This window comes from Pseudomonas sp. AC229, from assembly GCF_979254655.1.
This window is the reverse complement of the sequence record NZ_CEEDHK010000010.1, coordinates 1-17,602: the sequence shown is the minus strand read 5'-3', so window position 1 is coordinate 17,602 and position 17,602 is coordinate 1. Positions and strand designations below refer to the sequence as shown.

Genomic DNA, 17,602 nt, shown 5'->3' with positions numbered 1-17,602 from the left:
CGACTAATGCGCTCTAAATTATACGCGCTGAATGCAGGGTTATTGCTGCGACGTGGCGTCGCGTGAGTCTGGAATGATGCAGGGGAGGGTGCAGCGAGGGGTTGCATCAGGAGTCTGCCGTGTAGGCAGACTCCTAAGCAGTGCATCGAATTACTCGGCTTGCTCTTTTTCAGCGTCCGATTTGTTGCCATGCGACAAGCTGTAAACGTAGGCCGCCAACAGGTGGACCTTGTCTTTGCCTTGCAGTTGCTCTTGAGCAGGCATCACGCCCTGACGGCCGTAACGAATGGTCTGCTGCAGTTGAGCAAAGCTCGAACCGTAGATGAATGCCGCCGGGTGAGTCAGGTTAGGTGCGCCCATTGCTGGGGTGCCTTTACCTTCCGGACCGTGGCAAGCCACACAGTTAGCTGCAAAGATTTTCTGGCCATTGGCCGGATCCGCTTTGGCATCTTCTGGCAGCTTGCGGCCGTCCAGTTGAGTCAATACGAACGCGGCGACGTCGCGAACGCCTTGGTCACCGATCACGGTGCCCCAAGCCGGCATCACTGCGTGACGACCGCCCAAGATCGTGGTTTCGATGGTGGCCGCTTCGCCGCCCCAGCGCCAATCAGCGTCGGTCAGGTTAGGGAAACCGTAGTTACCTTTGGCGTCAGAACCGTGGCAGACCGAACAGTTGGAAGCGAACAGGCGACCGCCCATTTTCAGGGCTTGCGGGTCTTTGGCCACTTCTTCAATCGGCATTGCTGCGAACTTGGCGAAGATTGGGCCGAACTTGGCGTCAGCCTTTGCCATGTCCTTTTCCCACTCGTGCACACCGGTCCAGCCTGGCTGACCGTTCGAGAACTCTTGTTTAGTCTCGTTGTTCAGGTAGGAATAGCCTGGCAGCGCGCCTTTCCAGTTGCCCAGGCCAGGGTAGAGGACCAGGTAACCGAGGGCGAAAATGATGGTCAGCACGAACAGCCAGAACCACCATTTCGGCAGCGGATTGTCGTATTCCTCGATGCCATCGAAGGAGTGGCCGACGGTTTCGTCGGTGGTTTCAGCACGTTGGCCTTTGCGCGTGGATAGCAAGATCCAAGTCAGCGTGGCGATGGTGCCCAGGGTAAGTACAGTGACGTACAGACTCCAGAAGACGGTCATTCTTTGTTACTCCTAGAAGCTTGCTCTTGCTCGACGTGCTTAATGGCTTCGGGATCATCCGCGAACGGCAATAGTGTGGCTTCGTCGAAGTCCTTCTTGCGTCGGCCGCTGAATACCCAGAGAGCCAAGCCTACGAACGCCACCATCACTACTACGGTGCCAAGACCGCGAATCATCCCGATGTCCATACCCGTCACCGTTTGCTTTTGATGATGGTGCCAAGCCCTTGCAGGTAGGCGACCACAGCATCCATTTCAGTTTTGCCTTTGACCGCTGCTTGAGCGCCAGCAATGTCTTCGTCGGTGTAAGGCACGCCCATGGAACGCAGTACTTCCATTTTCTTGGCGGTGTCTTTGCCGTCGAGCTTGTGTTCAACCAGGAACGGGTAGGCCGGCATGACCGACTCCGGTACCACGTTGCGCGGGTTGTAGAGGTGCGCGCGGTGCCAGTCATCGGAGTAACGACCGCCGACGCGGGCCAGGTCCGGACCGGTACGCTTGGAACCCCACAGGAACGGGTGATCCCATACGCTCTCGCCAGCTACCGAGTAGTGACCGTAACGCTCGGTTTCGGCACGGAACGGGCGGATCATCTGCGAGTGGCAGCCAACACAGCCGTTGGCGATGTAAACGTCGCGACCTTCCAGCTCCAGGGCGCTGCGCGGCTTCATGTTTTCCACCGGCTTGTTGGTAACGTCCTGGAAAAACAGCGGAACGATCTGGGTAAGGCCGCCGATGCTGACGGCAATAACCATGAAGAAGGCCAGTAGGCCGATGTTCTTCTCGACTACGTCATGATTTCTCATTAATGAGCTCCAACTACAGCGATCTGAGCGGCGGCTTCGGCTTCAGCTGGCTGGGAGGCGCGCACGGTACGGAAGGTGTTGTAGGCCATCAGCAACATGCCGGAGGCGAAGAACGCACCGCCCATTGCCCGCACGATGTAACCCGGATGGCTGGCTTGCAGGGCTTCAACAAACGAATAGGTCAAGGTGCCGTCTTCGTTGATTGCGCGCCACATCAGGCCTTGAGTAATGCCGTTTACCCACATCGAAGCGATGTACAGCACAGTACCGATGGTGGCGAGCCAGAAATGCGCGTTGATCAAACCGACGCTGTGCATTTGTGGGCGGCCCCAGAGTTTCGGGATCATGTGGTACAGGGCACCAATGGAGATCATCGCCACCCAGCCCAAAGCACCGGCGTGTACGTGGCCGATGGTCCAGTCGGTGTAGTGCGACAGGGAGTTAACGGTTTTGATGGCCATCATCGGACCTTCAAAGGTCGACATGCCGTAGAACGCCAATGAAACAACCAGGAAGCGCAGGATTGGGTCGGTGCGCAATTTATGCCAGGCGCCCGAGAGGGTCATCATGCCGTTGATCATGCCGCCCCAGCTTGGCGCCAGCAGAATGATCGACATGGCCATACCCAGCGACTGAGCCCAATCTGGCAGAGCGGTGTAGTGCAGGTGGTGCGGACCGGCCCAGATGTAAAGGGTGATTAGCGCCCAGAAGTGCACGATGGACAAACGATACGAGTAGATCGGACGCTCGGCTTGTTTCGGAACGAAGTAGTACATCATCCCCAGGAAGCCGGTGGTCAGGAAGAAACCTACCGCGTTGTGGCCGTACCACCACTGGATCATGGCGTCGGTCGCACCGGAGTACAGCGAGTACGACTTGAAGAGCGACACCGGCAGCGACATGTGGTTGACGATGTGAAGCATCGCCGTTACCAGAATGAAGGCACCGTAGAACCAGTTACCGACATAGATGTGCTTGGTTTTGCGCTTGATGATGGTGCCGAAAAACACCGCAGCGTAGGTCACCCAGACCACAGCCAGCAAAATGGCGAGCGGCCATTCCAGCTCAGCGTATTCCTTCGAGGTGGTGTAACCGAGCGGCAGGGTGATACCCGCGCCGACGATAACGGCTTGCCAGCCCCAGAAGTGGAAGGAAGCCATGCTGTCCGAGATCAGACGCGTCTGGCAGGTACGTTGAACAACGTAGTAGGACGTTGCGAAAAGAGCACAGCCACCGAAGGCGAAGATCACCAGGTTCGTATGCAGAGGGCGCAGGCGACCAAAGCTCGTCCATGGCAGACCGAAGTTCAAATCCGGCCAAACCAGTTGCGAGGCGATGAATACGCCCATGCCCATGCCAAGGATCCCCCAGACCACCGTCATGATGGCGAACTGGCGGACCACCTTATAGTTATAAGCAGTCGGACTGATTGCTGTGCTCATTCTAAGGTTCCACGGTTTAGGGTGTTTTTTAGGGGGGTAAAAATCGGCGGCAAGTATGTAGAAACGACGTAGTCATTGCAACGTCACAGGCCGCTGCGATAAGGCTTTCAAGCACATGAAACCAAGTATTTCGCCCTCTAAATGAGGTTGGTTCTCAGGTGTTCGCCCTTATCCCTAACCGTCCAATTATGTGTTGCGTGCCTCATAGCAAACACTGACGGCTAATGCGCCAGCATAGTTGAACAAAACTGACCTTGACGGTTATCAATCTTCGGGGTGCGACACTGAGTCGCATGATGCACGCAGCTGAGTTTGTCCGTACGGTCAACTCTGCGAATCCGGGGATTTACCGCGTTTATGACGGGTTATCAAAAGAACACGACCCGCAGTCCGTCGCGCCGTGTTCGTTCGTTTGCCAGTTTTATTGCGGGTGGGACAGGCTCAACACATAGGCAGCCAGCACATGAACTTTGTCGTTGCCCAGGTATTGCTCTTGCGCCGGCATCTGGCCGTTGCGGCCATGGCGAATGGTTTGCTGCAGCTGCGTCAGGCTGCTGCCGTAGATCCAGCCAGTTGGGTGTGTGAGATCAGGAGCGCCCATCGCTGGCGTGCCTTTGCCTTCTGGACCGTGGCAGGCTTGGCAGGTGCTGGCGTAAACGGTAGCCCCTGCAGCGAGATCGGCGTCGCTTTCGGCCGGCGCAGGAAGACCTGCCAGCGTGGTGTGCACATAGGCCGCGACGTTTTTAACTCCTGCGTCCCCAATGACTGGACCCCAGGCCGGCATAGCGGCCATGCGGCCATGAAGAATGGTGGCTTTGACGGTCTCGGCATCCCCACCCCAGCGCCACAACTTATCGGTCAGGTTAGGGAAGCCGACGGTGCCTTTCGCGTCGGAGCCGTGGCATACCGAGCAGTTGGTAGCAAACAGACGACCACCGATTTTCAGCGCTTCGGGATCCTTGCTCAGTGCATCCAACGGTGTGGCAGCGAGGCGGGCGAATAGCGGACCGTATTGCGCGTCGGCCTTGTCGATTTCCCGTTGCCACTGATTTACCTGGGTCCAGCCGTCGCTGTAGCCCGGCAATACGCCCTTCCAATTTCCGAGGCCCGGATAAAGGAGCAAATAAAGGAAAGCAAACAGAATGGTGCCGACGAACAACAGAAACCACCAGCGGGGCAGTGGGTTGTCGTATTCCTCAATGCCGTCAAATGCGTGGCCCATGGTTTTGTCGCCGCCGTTTGGCGTTTCGCCGCTGCGGGTGGAGAACACCAGCCAGAGCAGCGCCAGTAGGCTGCCTAGCGTGAGCACACAAACGTACCAACTCCAGAAAACTGTCATGTCCGAATTCTCCTCGCTCAGCGCTTGTTCTTGATGGCAGTACCAAGCATCTGCAGGTACGCGACCAGCGCGTCCATCTCGGTTTTGCCCTGTACCGATGCGCTGGCGCCTTCAATATCTGCGTCGCTATAAGGCACGCCCATCAGGCGCATGACCTTGAGTTTCGCGGCCGTGTCTTTGCCGTCGAGCTGGTGTTGCACCAACCACGGGTATGCCGGCATTTTCGATTCGGGCACGACGTTGCGCGGGTTGTACAAGTGCGCGCGGTGCCAGTCATCCGAGTAGCGGCCGCCGACGCGGGCGAGGTCCGGCCCGGTGCGTTTGGAACCCCACAGAAACGGGTGATCCCAGACGCTTTCACCGGCTACGGAGTAATGGCCGTAGCGTTCGGTTTCAGCACGGAAGGGGCGGATCATCTGGGAGTGGCAGCCTACGCAGCCTTCGCGGATATAAATGTCGCGCCCTTCAAGCTGCAGTGCTGTGTACGGCTTCATGCCATCGACCGGTTTATTGGTCACGTCCTGGAAGAACAACGGCACGATTTGCGTCAGGCCGCCGATGCTGACCGCCAGCACCATGCACAGCACCAGCAGGAATACGTTCTTTTCGAGTACTTCATGTTTGCTCATGGCCGTTTTCTCCTCAAGCCATCTGCGCGGCGCTGGCGATTTCCGCCGGCTGCGCGCTGCGCACGGTGCGCCAGGTGTTGTAGGCCATCAGCAGAACGCCGATCAGGAAAATGGCGCCGCCTACCATCCGCACGACAAAGCCTGGGTGACTCGCTTCCAGCGCTTCCACAAAGGAGTAAGTGAGCGTGCCGTCGGTGTTGATGGCGCGCCACATCAGGCCTTGGGTGATTCCGCTGACCCACATCGAGGCGATGTACAGAACGGTGCCAATGGTGGCGAGCCAGAAGTGCGCGTTGACCAGGCCCATGCTGTGCATTTGCGGGCGGCCCCAGAGTTTCGGAATCATGTGATACAGCGCGCCAAAACTGATCATTGCCACCCAGCCGAGTGCGCCGGCGTGTACGTGGCCGATGGTCCAGTCGGTGTAGTGGGAGAGGGCGTTGACGGTTTTGATCGCCATCATCGGACCTTCAAAGGTCGACATGCCGTAGAAGGCCAGCGAAACCACGAGGAAGCGCAGGATCGGGTCGTCGCGCAACTTATGCCAGGCGCCCGATAGGGTCATCATGCCGTTGATCATGCCGCCCCAGCTCGGTGCCAGCAGCACCAGCGACATCACCATGCCCAGCGACTGGGCCCAATCCGGCAAAGCCGTGTAGTGCAAGTGGTGAGGACCGGCCCAGATATACAGGGTGATCAATGCCCAGAAGTGCACGATGGAAAGGCGATACGAGTAGACGGGACGGTTGGCTTGCTTGGGCACGAAGTAATACATCATGCCCAAGAAGCCTGCGGTGAGGAAAAAGCCCACGGCGTTGTGTCCGTACCACCACTGAATCATCGCATCGGTGGCGCCTGAATACAGGGAGTACGACTTGGTCAGGGTGACCGGCACTTCAAGGTTGTTGACGATGTGCAGCACCGCGACGGTGAGAATAAATGCACCGTAAAACCAGTTGCCGACATAGATGTGCTTGGTTTTACGCTTGAGCAGCGTGCCGAAGAACACCACTGCATAGCCAACCCACACGGCAGTAATCAGCAGGTCGATGGGCCATTCCAGTTCCGCGTATTCTTTTGAGCTGGTGTAGCCCAGCGGCAGGCTGACGGCGGCGAGCACGATCACCAATTGCCAGCCCCAGAACGTCAACGCTGCCAGGCGTGGCGCGAATAGAGCGGTTTGGCAGGTGCGTTGAACGGTGTAGTAGGACGTGGCGAATAACGCGCAGCCGCCGAAGGCAAAAATAACGGCGTTGGTATGCAGGGGGCGCAGGCGCCCAAAGCTCAGCCAGGGCACGTCGAAGTTCAGCTGTGGCCATACCAGTTGGGAGGCGATGAATACGCCCAGGCCCATGCCGACGATGCCCCATACCACCGTCATGATGGCGAACTGGCGAACCACTTTATAATCGTAAGCGGTCGTGGTTGTTGTGCTCATGTCAGGCCCATCCGCGGATTTCTCTAGTTGTTGAAGGCGGCGCAAGCATGGCGAAACGGATAAGCGGCGATATTGATCTGTATCAAGTGGTTTCCGTCGATGGAATACCCACCCCATTGACGTGGAACAAACCGGAGGGCGCGTCTTTCGCGACGTTGATTCTTGCGCACGGCGCAGGTGCGCCGATGGACAGCCCGTTTATGACGTCCATCGCCGAACTGCTTGCAGCGCAGGGCGTGATGGTGGTGCGTTTCGAGTTTCCTTATATGGCCCAGCGACGTCTCGACGGAGGCAAGCGGCCACCCAATCCGCAGGCGCGTTTGCTCGAAACGTGGCGTGCGATTTATGCCGGCGTGCGCCAACAGGTCGCAGGACCGTTAGCCATCGGCGGCAAATCCATGGGCGGCCGTATGGCTAGCTTGCTGGCCGATGAGCTGCAGGTGGATGCACTGGTCTGCCTGGGTTATCCGTTCTACGGGGCCGGTAAACCGGAAAAGCCCCGCGTCGCGCATTTGGCCGAGTTGCGCACGCCAACACTGATCGTCCAGGGCGAGCGCGACGCACTGGGCAATCGGGCGACCGTTGAGCAGTACAGCCTGTCCGCGCGAATTGAGCTGTGCTGGCTCGCGGCAGCCGACCATGACCTTAAACCGTTAAAAGCGTCCGGCTTCACCCACGACCAGCACTTGCACAGTGCCGCCGCCAAGGTGGCCGAATTTCTGCGCTAGGCGCTGCGTCACCGGGTCAGGCAAAAACAAAGGTCAAATCCCCACGCCAATTGGCTAAACCGGCACATTCAGCGGCTTCCGTCCTGCGGCCTACATCCCCTACCATCGGTTACGCATTTTTCTGTCCGAGATTTCTATGACTTTTTCCGAGTTGATCCAGGCCGTTCGCACTAATCCTCAAGCCGTCGTGGTGCCCGCTGAATGGGGCCAGGGCCGTGCCGGCTTTGGTGGGCTGGCGGCAATGTTGGTGTACGAAGCCATGCGCGCGGCCGTGCCGGAAGGCCGCCCGGTGCGCTCATTGGCCATCACGTTTGTGGGGCCATTGGCGGTGGATACGCCGGTCAGCCTGGAAGCCGAAGTGCTGCGCGAAGGTAAAGCCGTCAGCCAGGTACTGGGCCGCGCAGTGCAGAACGGTCAGGTAGTGACCATCGTGCAAGGCAGTTTCGGCGCCTCGCGCGAATCGGCTATCAGTGTTCAGGCCGAACCAGCACCGAGCATGAAGCCGGTCGAAGACTGCCCTGAGTTGCCCTACGTGAAAGGCGTAACGCCGGAGTTCACCCGCTACCTGGCCATGCGCTGGGCCATTGGCGGCATGCCGTTCAGCAACAATCCGTCGCGCGAAATGGGCGGCTATGTGCGCCTGCGTGGCGAGGACACTGTCAGCGCGGTTGACGAATCGCACCTGCTCGCCCTGGTCGACGCCTGGCCGCCGGCAGTACTGCCGCATCTGCGCACGCCAGCGCCTGGCAGCTCGCTGACCTGGACCATCGAGTTCGTGCAGCCGGTGCCCAAGCTGACCACCGAAGACTGGTGCCTGTACCGCGCCCAAATCGAACACGCCCGCGACGGCTACGGCCACATTGCCGCGCAGCTGTGGACGCCTGCCGGTGAACTCGTCGCCTTGAGTCGTCAGACCGTCACCGTCTTTGGCTAAGGCCTAGTCCGCCGATAACTCCATGGGCGGCAACCGCCGTTTCACCGGGGTTTTCTTGACGATGGCGGTGTTGGTTTCGGCGTAGTGATTGAGCCGATCGAGCAGGGCGTCTAACTGCTCCATCGAGCGCACGTGCATCCGTGCATAGAAGCAATCCTCGCCCGTCACCTTGTCGCATTCGGTGAATTCGCCAATGGCTTGAATTTGCCGCTCCACTTCCTGCAAACGCCCAGGCAACGGGCGTATTCGCACGATGGCCTGAAGTTGATAGCCGAAGGCCTTCGCGTCGACATCCACCGTATAGCCGCGCAGCACGCCGCGTTCTTCCAGCCGACGCAGCCGCTCGGCGACGCTGGGTGAAGTCAGCCCGGTAATCTGGGCGAGCGCCTTCAACGAGCGGCGCGAATCTTCCATCAACGCTTCAATCAGTTGCTGATCAATCTTGTCGGTCATAGTGGCTCACTCGAAAGAAAGGCGAGGCGGGCAATCTACCCACGATTAAAAAGGCATATGCCTGTATACGCCTTTCGTTTCGTCTGGAGAACCGACGTGGCAGGCAGCGATACTGGCGCCCACTGATTCGAGGAGCCCGCTATGCACTCACAACGACGCGGAATGCTGGAAATGGTCGCCGCCATGCTCATTTCCGGAACCATCGGTTGGTTTGTTCTGATCTCGGGGCGACCGGTACTGGAAGTGGTGTTCTGGCGCTGCCTGATCGGCGCCGTCACGCTGCTGGTGATCTGCGCCGCCATGGGCTTTTTACGCGCTGGGGTGTTAACCCGCGCGACCTTCGCCCTGGCTGTGCTCAGCGGCGTTGCCATTGTCGGCAACTGGCTGCTGCTGTTCGCCGCCTACTCAGGCGCCTCCATCGCCATCGCCACGGCTGTGTACAACGTGCAGCCGTTTATGTTGGTGGGCCTGGCGGCGCTTTTTCTTGGCGAGCGAATTACCCGCGTGAAAATCACCTGGTTGAGCGTGGCGTTTCTCGGCATGTTGGCCATCGTCAGCGCCCATGGCGCGGGTACGGGAAACGGGGCCAATTATCTGCTCGGGATCGCTCTGGCGTGCGGCGCGGCGTTTCTGTACGCCATTGCCGCGCTAATCATTAAACGTCTCACCGGCACGCCGCCGCATGTGATTGCCCTGATTCAAGTGTGCACCGGTGTATTGATGCTGGCGCCCTGGCTGAACACCGAGGCGCTGCCGACCGGCGCCACTGCGTGGGGCAGTTTGCTGACCTTGGGCGTGGTTCACACCGGCGTGATGTATGTGCTGCTTTACAGCGCCATTCAGCGACTGCCGACGGCGCTGACCGGCGCGCTGTCGTTTGTCTATCCCATTGCCGCGATCCTGGTCGACTGGGTGGCATTCGACCATCGCTTGAGCGCGCTGCAATGGCTCGGCGTCAGCATGATCCTGCTCGCTGTCGCCGGCATGCAGCGTGGCTGGGGGCCGCGCCGCTGGCGGGTGGCGACAGCGGCTTGAGCGCAGGGCAGTGTTAGAACCAGGCGCGAATCCCGAGCACCAGTCGCGCCTCGGCGTCATCGTCTTCGGCAGGCGTATTGCCATGGCTCTTGTTCCAGGTAAGCCCCACGTACGGCGCGAATTCGGGCCGCACTTGATAGCGCAAACGCAGCCCCAGTTCCGTGTTGCTCAGCCCTGAACCCACCTCACGCGCTTCATCGTTTTTGCCGTAGATATTCGCCTCGGCCAGCGGCTGGAGGATCCAGCGGTTGGTCAGCAGCAGGTCGTATTCGGCTTTCAATCGCAGGGCGCTCTGGCGGCGTTCGCCGAGGTAGGCGGTGGCCTCGGTTTCCAGGCCGTACAGTGGCGTGCCTTGAACGCCGAGCGCGGCCCAGGTTTGTGCCGGGCCGGGTTTGAAGTCTTGCCTGACTCCGAGCATTACGTCCCACCATGGGCTGACCGAATGGCCCCACAGTGTTTGCAGTTCGGCTTTGTCGGTGTGGCCGTCGACGCGCTCACCTTCGCTGCGCAGCCACAACCGGTCCACGTCGCCGCCAATCCAGCCATCCACATCCCACGCCAAGGCGCTGCCGGCGTCAAGGTGTTGCCATTCCAGGCGGTCGACCAGCAGATAGTGATTCAGCCCTTGGCCGTGGCTGTCATGACCGCTGTGCAGCGGCGCGAAGGCAGCCAGACGATCCGCCTCGGTGACCGCGCGAATCGGTGTTCGGCTCTGGTTCACGGTCGGTAACGGCGTGCCGCCCGCGCTCATGTCGTGGGCCATGGCGCCGTGGCCCATGCCTGACATATCCATGCCCTGCATGCTCCCGTGCATCGAGTGGTCCATCGTCTCGGCGGCGTGGGCGCTGGTGGCCAGGGCGGCGGCCAGCGTCAGTGAAATAAACGGCTTCATGTCGGCTGTCCTTCTTCCACGCGCACTTCGCGCATCATGCCGGCGCTCATGTGCATCAGCAGGTGACAGTGATAAGCCCAGCGGCCGAGGGCGTCGGCCGTGACGCGGTAGCTGCGTTTGGTGCCGGGTGGCATGTCGATGGTGTGTTTGCGCACCTGAAAGTTGCCGTGCTCGTCTTCCAGATCGCTCCATAAACCGTGCAGGTGGATGGGGTGGCTCATCATCGTGTCGTTCACCAACACAATGCGCACCCGCTCTCCATAAGTGAGGCGAATCGGCTCGGCCGCCGAAAACGGCACGCCATCGAACGACCAGGCGAATTTCTCCATATGCCCGGTCAGGTGAATTTCTAACGTGCGGCTGGGCTCGCGACCGTCGGGGTCGGCAAAACGGCTGCGCAGGTCGCCGTAGCGCAGCACCCGGCGGCCGTTGTCACGCAAGCCCAGGCCGGGGTCGTCGAGCTTGGCGCTGGGCTGCATCGTTTGCATGTCCACCAGCGGGTTGTCGGTTTCGCTAGCCGGATGGCTTTGCATGCCGGCCATTGCCGAGTGGTCCATGCCGGCCATTTGGCTGTGGTCAGTGGTCGCCATGGCGCCGTGATCCATGCCCATATCGGCCATGCTCAGTTGTGGGCGCGGGTCCAGCGGCGGTAGCGGTGCGCGCAAGCCGTGGCGTGTGGCCAAGGTGGCGCAGGCGTAACCGCTGCGGTCCATGGCCTGAGCGAACACGGTATAGGCCTCAGCGTGTTGCGGTTGCACGATGACGTCGTAGGTTTCCGCTGGCGCCAGACGCAATTCGTCGACAACAACCGGCTCGACGTACTGGCCATCGGCGGCCACCACCGTCAACTGCAAACCGGGAATGTGCAGGTCGAAATAGGTCATGGCGCTGGCGTTGATCAGCCGCAAGCGCAGGCGTTCGCCCGGTTGGAACAGGCCGGTCCAATTGCTATCGGGCGCATGGCCATTGACCAGGTAGGTATACGTTTGGCCGCTGACGTCGGCGATATCGGTGGGGGTCATGCGCATCTGCGCCCAGCTCAGGCGCTCGCTGAACGTGGCGCGCCAGCCATCGCGGCCCACATCCTCAATAAAGTCGCCGAGGGTGCGTTTATGCCCGTTGTAATAGTCGGCCTGCTTTTTCAGCGTGGGCAGCAGCCGATTGGGGTTTTCGTCGGTCCAGTCGCTGAGCAGCAGCACATGCTCGCGCTCGTAGGAAAACGGCTCCGGTTCGCGCGGATCAATCACCAGCGGCGCATACAGCCCGGCCTGTTCCTGCACCCCGGAATGGCTGTGATACCAGTAGGTGCCGTGCTGCTGCACGGTGAAACGGTAGGTGTACTGACCATTCGGCTCGATGCCGTCGAAACTCATGCCGGGCACGCCGTCCATGTTGGCCGGCAGCAAAATGCCGTGCCAATGCAGCGAGGTCACGTCGCTTAGGCGGTTGTTAACCCGCAGGGTCACGGTGTCGCCTTCACGCCAACGCAGCAGAGGGCCGGGCAGGGTGCCGTTAATGGTGATGGCGCTGCGCGGTGCGCCAGTGAAATTGACCGGCGTTTGCCCGATCACCAAATCGAATTCTGTGCCGCTGAGCCTGGCCGATTGCATGGCGGCGCCCTGTGCCCATGCGGGTTGCCGCCATAGGCCCAAACCGCTCAGTACGGTGCCGGCCGCCAGGCTTTTTACAAAGGTACGTCTGCTCTCCATAGGTGGATGTCCCGATCTCAACGTGGTGACTGCTCAGGGCGCGCAAAGCCCTGCGAACGGCAGCGTCAAGCTTGTCACGGTGGCAAGGTCAAGACTCGCGGGTTGCCGGAAACGGGTTTTTCCGATAGCGTGCGTGAAATTATTAGCGATTAATTTCACGCGCGTGAATTTGGATCTCCTATGTTTCAGCGTTCCGCCCAGCACGTTGACAGCTACTACGCCTACAGCTGCGCCCACCTGCTAAAGCCTCGCGCCCCGTTACAGGGTGAGCTCAGCACCGAGGTGGCAGTGATTGGTGCCGGTTTCAGTGGCCTGCACACAGCGTTGCGCCTGGCATTGGCCGGCAAGCGCGTGACCTTGATTGAAGCCAGCCGCGTGGCCTGGGCAGCCAGTGGCCGCAACGGCGGCCAGGCGATTCTCGGTTGGTCGTGCGACATGCCGCCATTGGAAGCCGCATTAGGCCTGGAACGTGCGCGGCGCCTGTGGGACAGCATGCGCTGGGCCGCACACGAGCTGCGCGAGCTACCCGGCCGCCACGGCTTCGACTGCGACTACCGCGCCGGCCACCTGTGGACCTCTGTATTAGCAAGACGCACCGCCATCCTTCACGAATGGCAGCACGAGGCCAGTCACAAGTGGGGCCACGATGCCCTGCAGTTTATTCCCCGCGAACAATTGCCCAACTGGGTCGCCAGCGAGCGTTACCAAGCGGGCTTGTACGATCCCGAAGGCGGCCATCTCAATCCGCTGAAACTGGCCCTGGGCCTGGCCGCCGCCATTGAAGCGGCGGGCGGGCAGATTTATGAGCACAGCAAGGCGCTCAGTTACCGCCAGGAAGGCGCCGGTTACGTGGTGAAAACGGAGCAGGGCAGCGTGCGCGCCGACGTGCTGGTGCTGGCCTGCAATGCGTATATCGACGAACTTGATCCGCCGCTGGCCAAGCGGGTGTTGCCGGTCGGCACCTACCAGGTGGCCACCGCGCCACTCGACGAGGCGCAGGCCAAAGCGCTGCTGCCGACTAACGCGTGTGTCACCGACAACCAGTTCGTGCTCGATTATTTCCGCCTCACGCCTGACCACCGCCTGCTGTTCGGAGGCGGCTGCACCTACCTCGGCGGCATGCCCAAGGATATCGCTGGCGCCACCCGGCCGTTTCTCGAACGGGTTTTCCCGCAACTGGCCGGCGTGCTCATCGAATTCGCTTGGGGCGGCCATATCGACATCACCCTCAAGCGCACGCCAGACATCGGTCGCGACGGCAACCGCTACTGGCTGCAAGGCTATTCCGGGCATGGCGTGCTGCCGACGCTCGCAGGCGCGCGGGCCGTCAGCGAGGCGATTCTGGGCGACGACGATTTGCTCAGCCTTTACCAAGGCCTGAACAACCCCGGTTTCCCTGGCGGCCGCTACCTGGCGGCGCCGTTGGAAGCGGTAGGCAAGGCCTGGTATCGCCTGCGGGACAGCCTGTGATGGAGCTCACCCCGATGACCAAAGAGGAAGAAATTGCCGCGCTGGCGATTTTGATTCACGACCTGCGCAAGCATAAGAACTACACCCTTAAAGAGCTGGCCGACAAAATCGGTCGCTCGGTGGGGTTTATTTCGCAAGTTGAGCGCGGTTTGTCTCGCCCAACCGTGGCCGATCTCACCGCCATCAGTCAGGCGCTGGGCGTGACCACCACGTATTTCTACAACCTGGCCAAGCCCAAGCAAGTGCCGTGGGTTACCCGGCCGGACGAACGCCGCACCTTGTACTTCGCCAATGGCATAACCGACATCCTGGTATCGCCCACCATGTCGGCCAGTTTCTCCATGCTCGAGAGCTTGTTAGAGCCTGGCTCCAGCTCTGGTGAACGAACCTTGAGCGACATTTCCGAGCAGGGTGGTTACGTGTTGGAAGGCGAGCTGACGCTGTGGCTCGCCGATGCCGATGAACCCGTCACCTTGCGCGCTGGCGATGCCTTCCAGCTCGACCGCCATGCCCATTGCCGTTACGGCAACCGCTCTGAACATCCGACCCGCGTGCTGTGGGTGTACACATGATCAACGCTGAAGGAAGCCCCGTTATGACCGCCGTTCCCGTGAGCGCCGAGCACGCCGACCTGTTGGCCGAAGTGCGCGCGTTTCGCCAACGCCACCCCGAGGTGCGTTATGTCGACCTGATCTGCCTGGATATTCCAGGGCACTTCTACGGCAAACGCTACCCGGTCGACATGCTCGAAAAAGTCGCCGCAGGCAGCGTCCTCAAGCTGCCGCAAAACTGCGTGCTGCTGGGCGTTCAGGGTGGTTTGTTCAAGATAGGCGACTACTGCTTCCACGACGGCGACCCCGATGCCGAGCGCCGCCTGGTGCCGGGCACACTCAAATTGGTCACCTGGGAAGCGCAGCCAGTCGGGCAGATGCTCATCACCTCCGACGGCACCGCCGCGCCGATTGAATTCGAGCCCCGTGAAGTGCTCGCACAGGTGCTGCAACGCCTGCGCAGCAAAGGCATTCATCCGGTGGTGGCGTTTGAACTGGAGTTCTACCTGTTCGACAAAAAGCTGCGCGACGGGCTGCCGCAATTCCCCCGCGACGAGCTGAGCGACGACGGCGACGACATGCCGAATATGCACATCGAACGCCTCTCGCGTTTTGCGCCGGTGCTCGATGAGATGGTGGAAACCGCGCGGCTGCAAGGCATCGACACCACCGTGATTACCGCCGAGCTAGGCCCGGGTCAGTTTGAAATCAACTTCGGCCACCTCGACGATGGGCTCAAGGCCGCCGACTGGGCCGCTTTGTTCTGCCGCAGCACCCGTGGCGTTGCACTCAAGCACGGCTATCGCGCCAGCTTTATGGCCAAGCCGTACCTCGAGCATCCTGGCAGCGGCATGCATGTGCACGTCAGTCTGTATGACGCCGAGGGCAACAATGTGCTGGCCGCCAATGAGCAACAAGCGCTGCGCCATGCCGTGGCCGGCTGCCTGGAATTGCTGCCGCACTGCATGCCGATTTTCGCGCCGAACCAGAACGCCTACCGCCGCCTGGGCGGCACGGTGAACGCCGCGACCCGCGCCAGCTGGGGTTATGAAGACCGCGACGCCTGCGTGCGCATTCCTGAATCGGACGCGAAAAATCTGCGCATCGAGCACCGTATTTCCGGCGCCGACGCCAACCCGTATCTGGTGCTGGCGGCCATTTTGGTCGGCCTTGAACAGGGCCTGGCCAACGGTCGCGAGCCGATTGCGCCGCTCAACGAAGACCGCAACAGCGGCCTGGATTTCCCGCTGGATATTCTCCAAGCCGTGCGGGACATGCAGCAGCAACCCGAGCTGCGCGCCGGTCTTGGCGCCGAGTTTGTCGACGTGTACTGCGAGAACAAGCGCCAAGACCACCTGGCCTTTCTGCAAGAAATCAGCGCCCGCGAATACCGCTGGTTCCTCTAATTTTTTCCGCCGGGCGCATCGTGCCGGGCCGTAAGGAGTGCGTATGAGCAAGTCAGCCAACAACCCGAAAACACTGGAATGGCAAGCATTGAGCGACAGCCACCACCTGGCGCCGTTTAGCGATTACAAACAGTTGAAACAGGTCGGTCCGCGCATCATCACCAACGCCGACGGCGTGTACCTGTGGGACAGCGAAGGCAACAAGATTCTCGACGCCATGGCCGGCCTCTGGTGCGTGGCCATCGGCTATGGCCGCGATGAATTGGCCGATGCCGCCGCCAAGCAGATGAAGCAGCTGCCGTTCTACAACACCTTCTTTATGACCGCGCATCCGCCAGTGCTGGAACTGGCGAAAACCATCGCCGAGCTGGCGCCGCCGCACATGAATCATGTGTTTTTTACCGGCTCAGGGTCGGAAGGTAACGACACCATGCTGCGCATGGTCCGTCACTACTGGCAGGTGAAGGGCAAGCCGCAGAAGAAAGTCATCATCGGGCGCGTCAACGGCTATCACGGTTCCACCGTGGCCGGCGCCGCGTTGGGCGGTATGCAAGGCATGCACGACCAGGCCGGCACGCTTCCCGACATCGTGCATATTCCGCAGCCCTACTGGTTCGGCGAAGGCGGTGACATGAGCCCGGCCGAGTTCGGCATTTGGGCCGCCGAGCAGTTGGAAAAGAAAATTCTCGAAGTAGGCGAAGACAAGGTCGCGGCGTTTATTGCCGAGCCGATCCAAGGCGCCGGCGGCGTGATTATTCCGCCCGACACCTACTGGCCGAAGGTGCGCGAGATTCTCGCCAAGTACGACATTCTGTTCGCCGCTGACGAAGTGATCTGTGGCTTCGGCCGCACCGGCGAATGGTTCGGCAGCGACTACTACGGCAACACGCCCGACCTGATGACCATCGCCAAGGGCCTGACCTCGGGTTACATCCCCATGGGCGGCCTGATCGTCAGCGACAAGGTGGCGCAAGTGATCAACGAAGGCGGCGATTTCAACCACGGCTTCACCTATTCCGGGCACCCGGTAGCGGCGGCGGTGGCGCTGGAAAACCTGCGGATCATTCGCGAAGAAAAGATTCTGGAAACCGTACGAGCTGAAACGGCGCCTTACCTGCAACAGCGTCTGCGCGAACTGGCCGACCATCCGTTGGTAGGGGAAGTGCGTGGGTTGGGCATGTTGGGCGCGATCGAACTGGTGAAAGACAAAGCCACGCGCGCTCGGTACGAAGGCAAGGGCGTGGGCATGATCTGCCGTGGGCATTGCTTTAATAACGGCCTGATCATGCGCGCCGTGGGCGACACCATGATCATTGCGCCGCCGCTGGTGATCAGCAAAGCCGAGATTGATGAGCTGGTGGAGAAGGCGCGTAAGTGTCTGGATTTGACCTTGGCTGATTTGTAAAACCGTGGGTGCAGCCGCCCCTCACCCTAGCCCTCTCCCCGGAGGGGCGAGGGGACTTGAACGAGGTTTGGCCGCAATCACCGCTTAGGCTCCCCTCGCCCGTTTACGGGAGAGGGGCTGGGGGAGAGGGCTGCTGCGTCCACAATCCCTGTCTAGTCCTGAAATAGGTTTACACCTGTTTCAATCTCAAAACGCCCGATGCACCGCATCGGGCGTTTTGTATTTC

General features: G+C 60.5%; 17 protein-coding genes. 7 read left to right on the top strand and 10 right to left on the bottom strand.

The genetic code is table 11. From position 1 onward, the window contains the following. Window positions 1-150 precede the first annotated feature (150 nt). From ccoP (AC0IW7_RS14825) to ccoN (AC0IW7_RS14795), 7 genes are all read right to left on the bottom strand, one after another. On the bottom strand, window positions 151-1,140 hold the full coding sequence (ccoP, locus tag AC0IW7_RS14825; RefSeq protein ID WP_471819018.1) for a cytochrome-c oxidase, cbb3-type subunit III: 990 nt from the start codon (window positions 1,138-1,140) through the stop codon (window positions 151-153). Beyond that, window positions 1,137-1,328: a cbb3-type cytochrome c oxidase subunit 3 gene (locus tag AC0IW7_RS14820; protein ID WP_110614741.1), complete on the bottom strand. Its 192-nt coding sequence runs from the start codon at window positions 1,326-1,328 to the stop codon at window positions 1,137-1,139. The genes ccoP (AC0IW7_RS14825) and AC0IW7_RS14820 overlap by 4 nt, the downstream gene beginning before the upstream one ends. Before the next feature lie 5 nt (window positions 1,329-1,333). Next, window positions 1,334-1,945, bottom strand: coding sequence for a cytochrome-c oxidase, cbb3-type subunit II (ccoO, locus tag AC0IW7_RS14815; RefSeq protein WP_471819016.1), 612 nt, complete (start codon window positions 1,943-1,945; stop codon window positions 1,334-1,336). Next, window positions 1,945-3,387, bottom strand: coding sequence for a cytochrome-c oxidase, cbb3-type subunit I (ccoN, locus tag AC0IW7_RS14810; RefSeq protein ID WP_122495457.1), 1,443 nt, complete (start codon window positions 3,385-3,387; stop codon window positions 1,945-1,947). Before ccoN (AC0IW7_RS14810) ends, ccoO (AC0IW7_RS14815) begins: the two co-directional genes overlap by 1 nt. Before the next feature lie 421 nt (window positions 3,388-3,808). Next, window positions 3,809-4,726, bottom strand: a complete 918-nt coding sequence (gene ccoP / locus AC0IW7_RS14805; protein WP_471819014.1) for a cytochrome-c oxidase, cbb3-type subunit III — start codon at window positions 4,724-4,726, stop codon at window positions 3,809-3,811. Between the two features lie 17 nt (window positions 4,727-4,743). Then, entirely contained in the window at window positions 4,744-5,355 is a 612-nt protein-coding gene (gene ccoO / locus AC0IW7_RS14800) for a cytochrome-c oxidase, cbb3-type subunit II (protein ID WP_122495461.1), read from the bottom strand. 13 nt (window positions 5,356-5,368) lie between these two features. Beyond that, window positions 5,369-6,793, bottom strand: coding sequence for a cytochrome-c oxidase, cbb3-type subunit I (gene ccoN / locus AC0IW7_RS14795; RefSeq protein WP_471819012.1), 1,425 nt, complete (start codon window positions 6,791-6,793; stop codon window positions 5,369-5,371). Between the two features lie 47 nt (window positions 6,794-6,840). Here ccoN (AC0IW7_RS14795) and AC0IW7_RS14790 point away from each other — a divergent pair, with 47 nt between their 5' ends. Together AC0IW7_RS14790 and AC0IW7_RS14785 are read left to right on the top strand one after the other, a co-directional pair. Beyond that, entirely contained in the window at window positions 6,841-7,521 is a 681-nt protein-coding gene (locus AC0IW7_RS14790) for an alpha/beta family hydrolase (RefSeq protein ID WP_471819010.1), read from the top strand. A gap of 136 nt (window positions 7,522-7,657) precedes the next feature. After that, window positions 7,658-8,455: an acyl-CoA thioesterase gene (locus tag AC0IW7_RS14785; RefSeq protein ID WP_471819008.1), complete on the top strand. Its 798-nt coding sequence runs from the start codon at window positions 7,658-7,660 to the stop codon at window positions 8,453-8,455. 3 nt (window positions 8,456-8,458) lie between these two features. Here the strand turns inward: AC0IW7_RS14785 and AC0IW7_RS14780 are convergent, their stop codons facing one another. Continuing rightward, entirely contained in the window at window positions 8,459-8,908 is a 450-nt protein-coding gene (locus AC0IW7_RS14780; RefSeq protein WP_471819006.1) for an Lrp/AsnC family transcriptional regulator, read from the bottom strand. Window positions 8,909-9,049: 141 nt separating this feature from the next. Between AC0IW7_RS14780 and AC0IW7_RS14775 the strand changes: the two genes are divergently transcribed. Next, window positions 9,050-9,943 (top strand): DMT family transporter, encoded by an 894-nt coding sequence (locus AC0IW7_RS14775; RefSeq protein WP_471819004.1) that lies wholly within the window; start codon window positions 9,050-9,052, stop codon window positions 9,941-9,943. A 13-nt stretch (window positions 9,944-9,956) separates the two neighbouring features. Here the strand turns inward: AC0IW7_RS14775 and AC0IW7_RS14770 are convergent, their stop codons facing one another. Next, a complete protein-coding gene (locus AC0IW7_RS14770) occupies window positions 9,957-10,835 on the bottom strand; it encodes a copper resistance protein B (RefSeq protein WP_471819002.1) in 879 nt (292 codons plus the stop codon). Continuing rightward, window positions 10,832-12,544 (bottom strand): copper resistance system multicopper oxidase, encoded by a 1,713-nt coding sequence (locus AC0IW7_RS14765; protein WP_471819000.1) that lies wholly within the window; start codon window positions 12,542-12,544, stop codon window positions 10,832-10,834. The genes AC0IW7_RS14770 and AC0IW7_RS14765 overlap by 4 nt, the downstream gene beginning before the upstream one ends. Before the next feature lie 180 nt (window positions 12,545-12,724). Here AC0IW7_RS14765 and AC0IW7_RS14760 point away from each other — a divergent pair, with 180 nt between their 5' ends. Genes AC0IW7_RS14760 through AC0IW7_RS14745 form a run of 4 tightly spaced genes read left to right on the top strand, consistent with a single transcriptional unit; the run spans window position 12,725 to window position 17,376 of the window. Then, window positions 12,725-14,014, top strand: coding sequence for an NAD(P)/FAD-dependent oxidoreductase (locus AC0IW7_RS14760; RefSeq protein WP_471818998.1), 1,290 nt, complete (start codon window positions 12,725-12,727; stop codon window positions 14,012-14,014). 14 nt (window positions 14,015-14,028) lie between these two features. Continuing rightward, window positions 14,029-14,586, top strand: a complete 558-nt coding sequence (locus AC0IW7_RS14755; RefSeq protein WP_471818996.1) for a helix-turn-helix domain-containing protein — start codon at window positions 14,029-14,031, stop codon at window positions 14,584-14,586. 23 nt (window positions 14,587-14,609) lie between these two features. Next, window positions 14,610-15,971: a glutamine synthetase family protein gene (locus AC0IW7_RS14750; RefSeq protein ID WP_471818994.1), complete on the top strand. Its 1,362-nt coding sequence runs from the start codon at window positions 14,610-14,612 to the stop codon at window positions 15,969-15,971. A gap of 43 nt (window positions 15,972-16,014) precedes the next feature. After that, window positions 16,015-17,376, top strand: a complete 1,362-nt coding sequence (locus AC0IW7_RS14745; protein ID WP_471818992.1) for an aspartate aminotransferase family protein — start codon at window positions 16,015-16,017, stop codon at window positions 17,374-17,376. Window positions 17,377-17,602 lie beyond the last annotated feature (226 nt).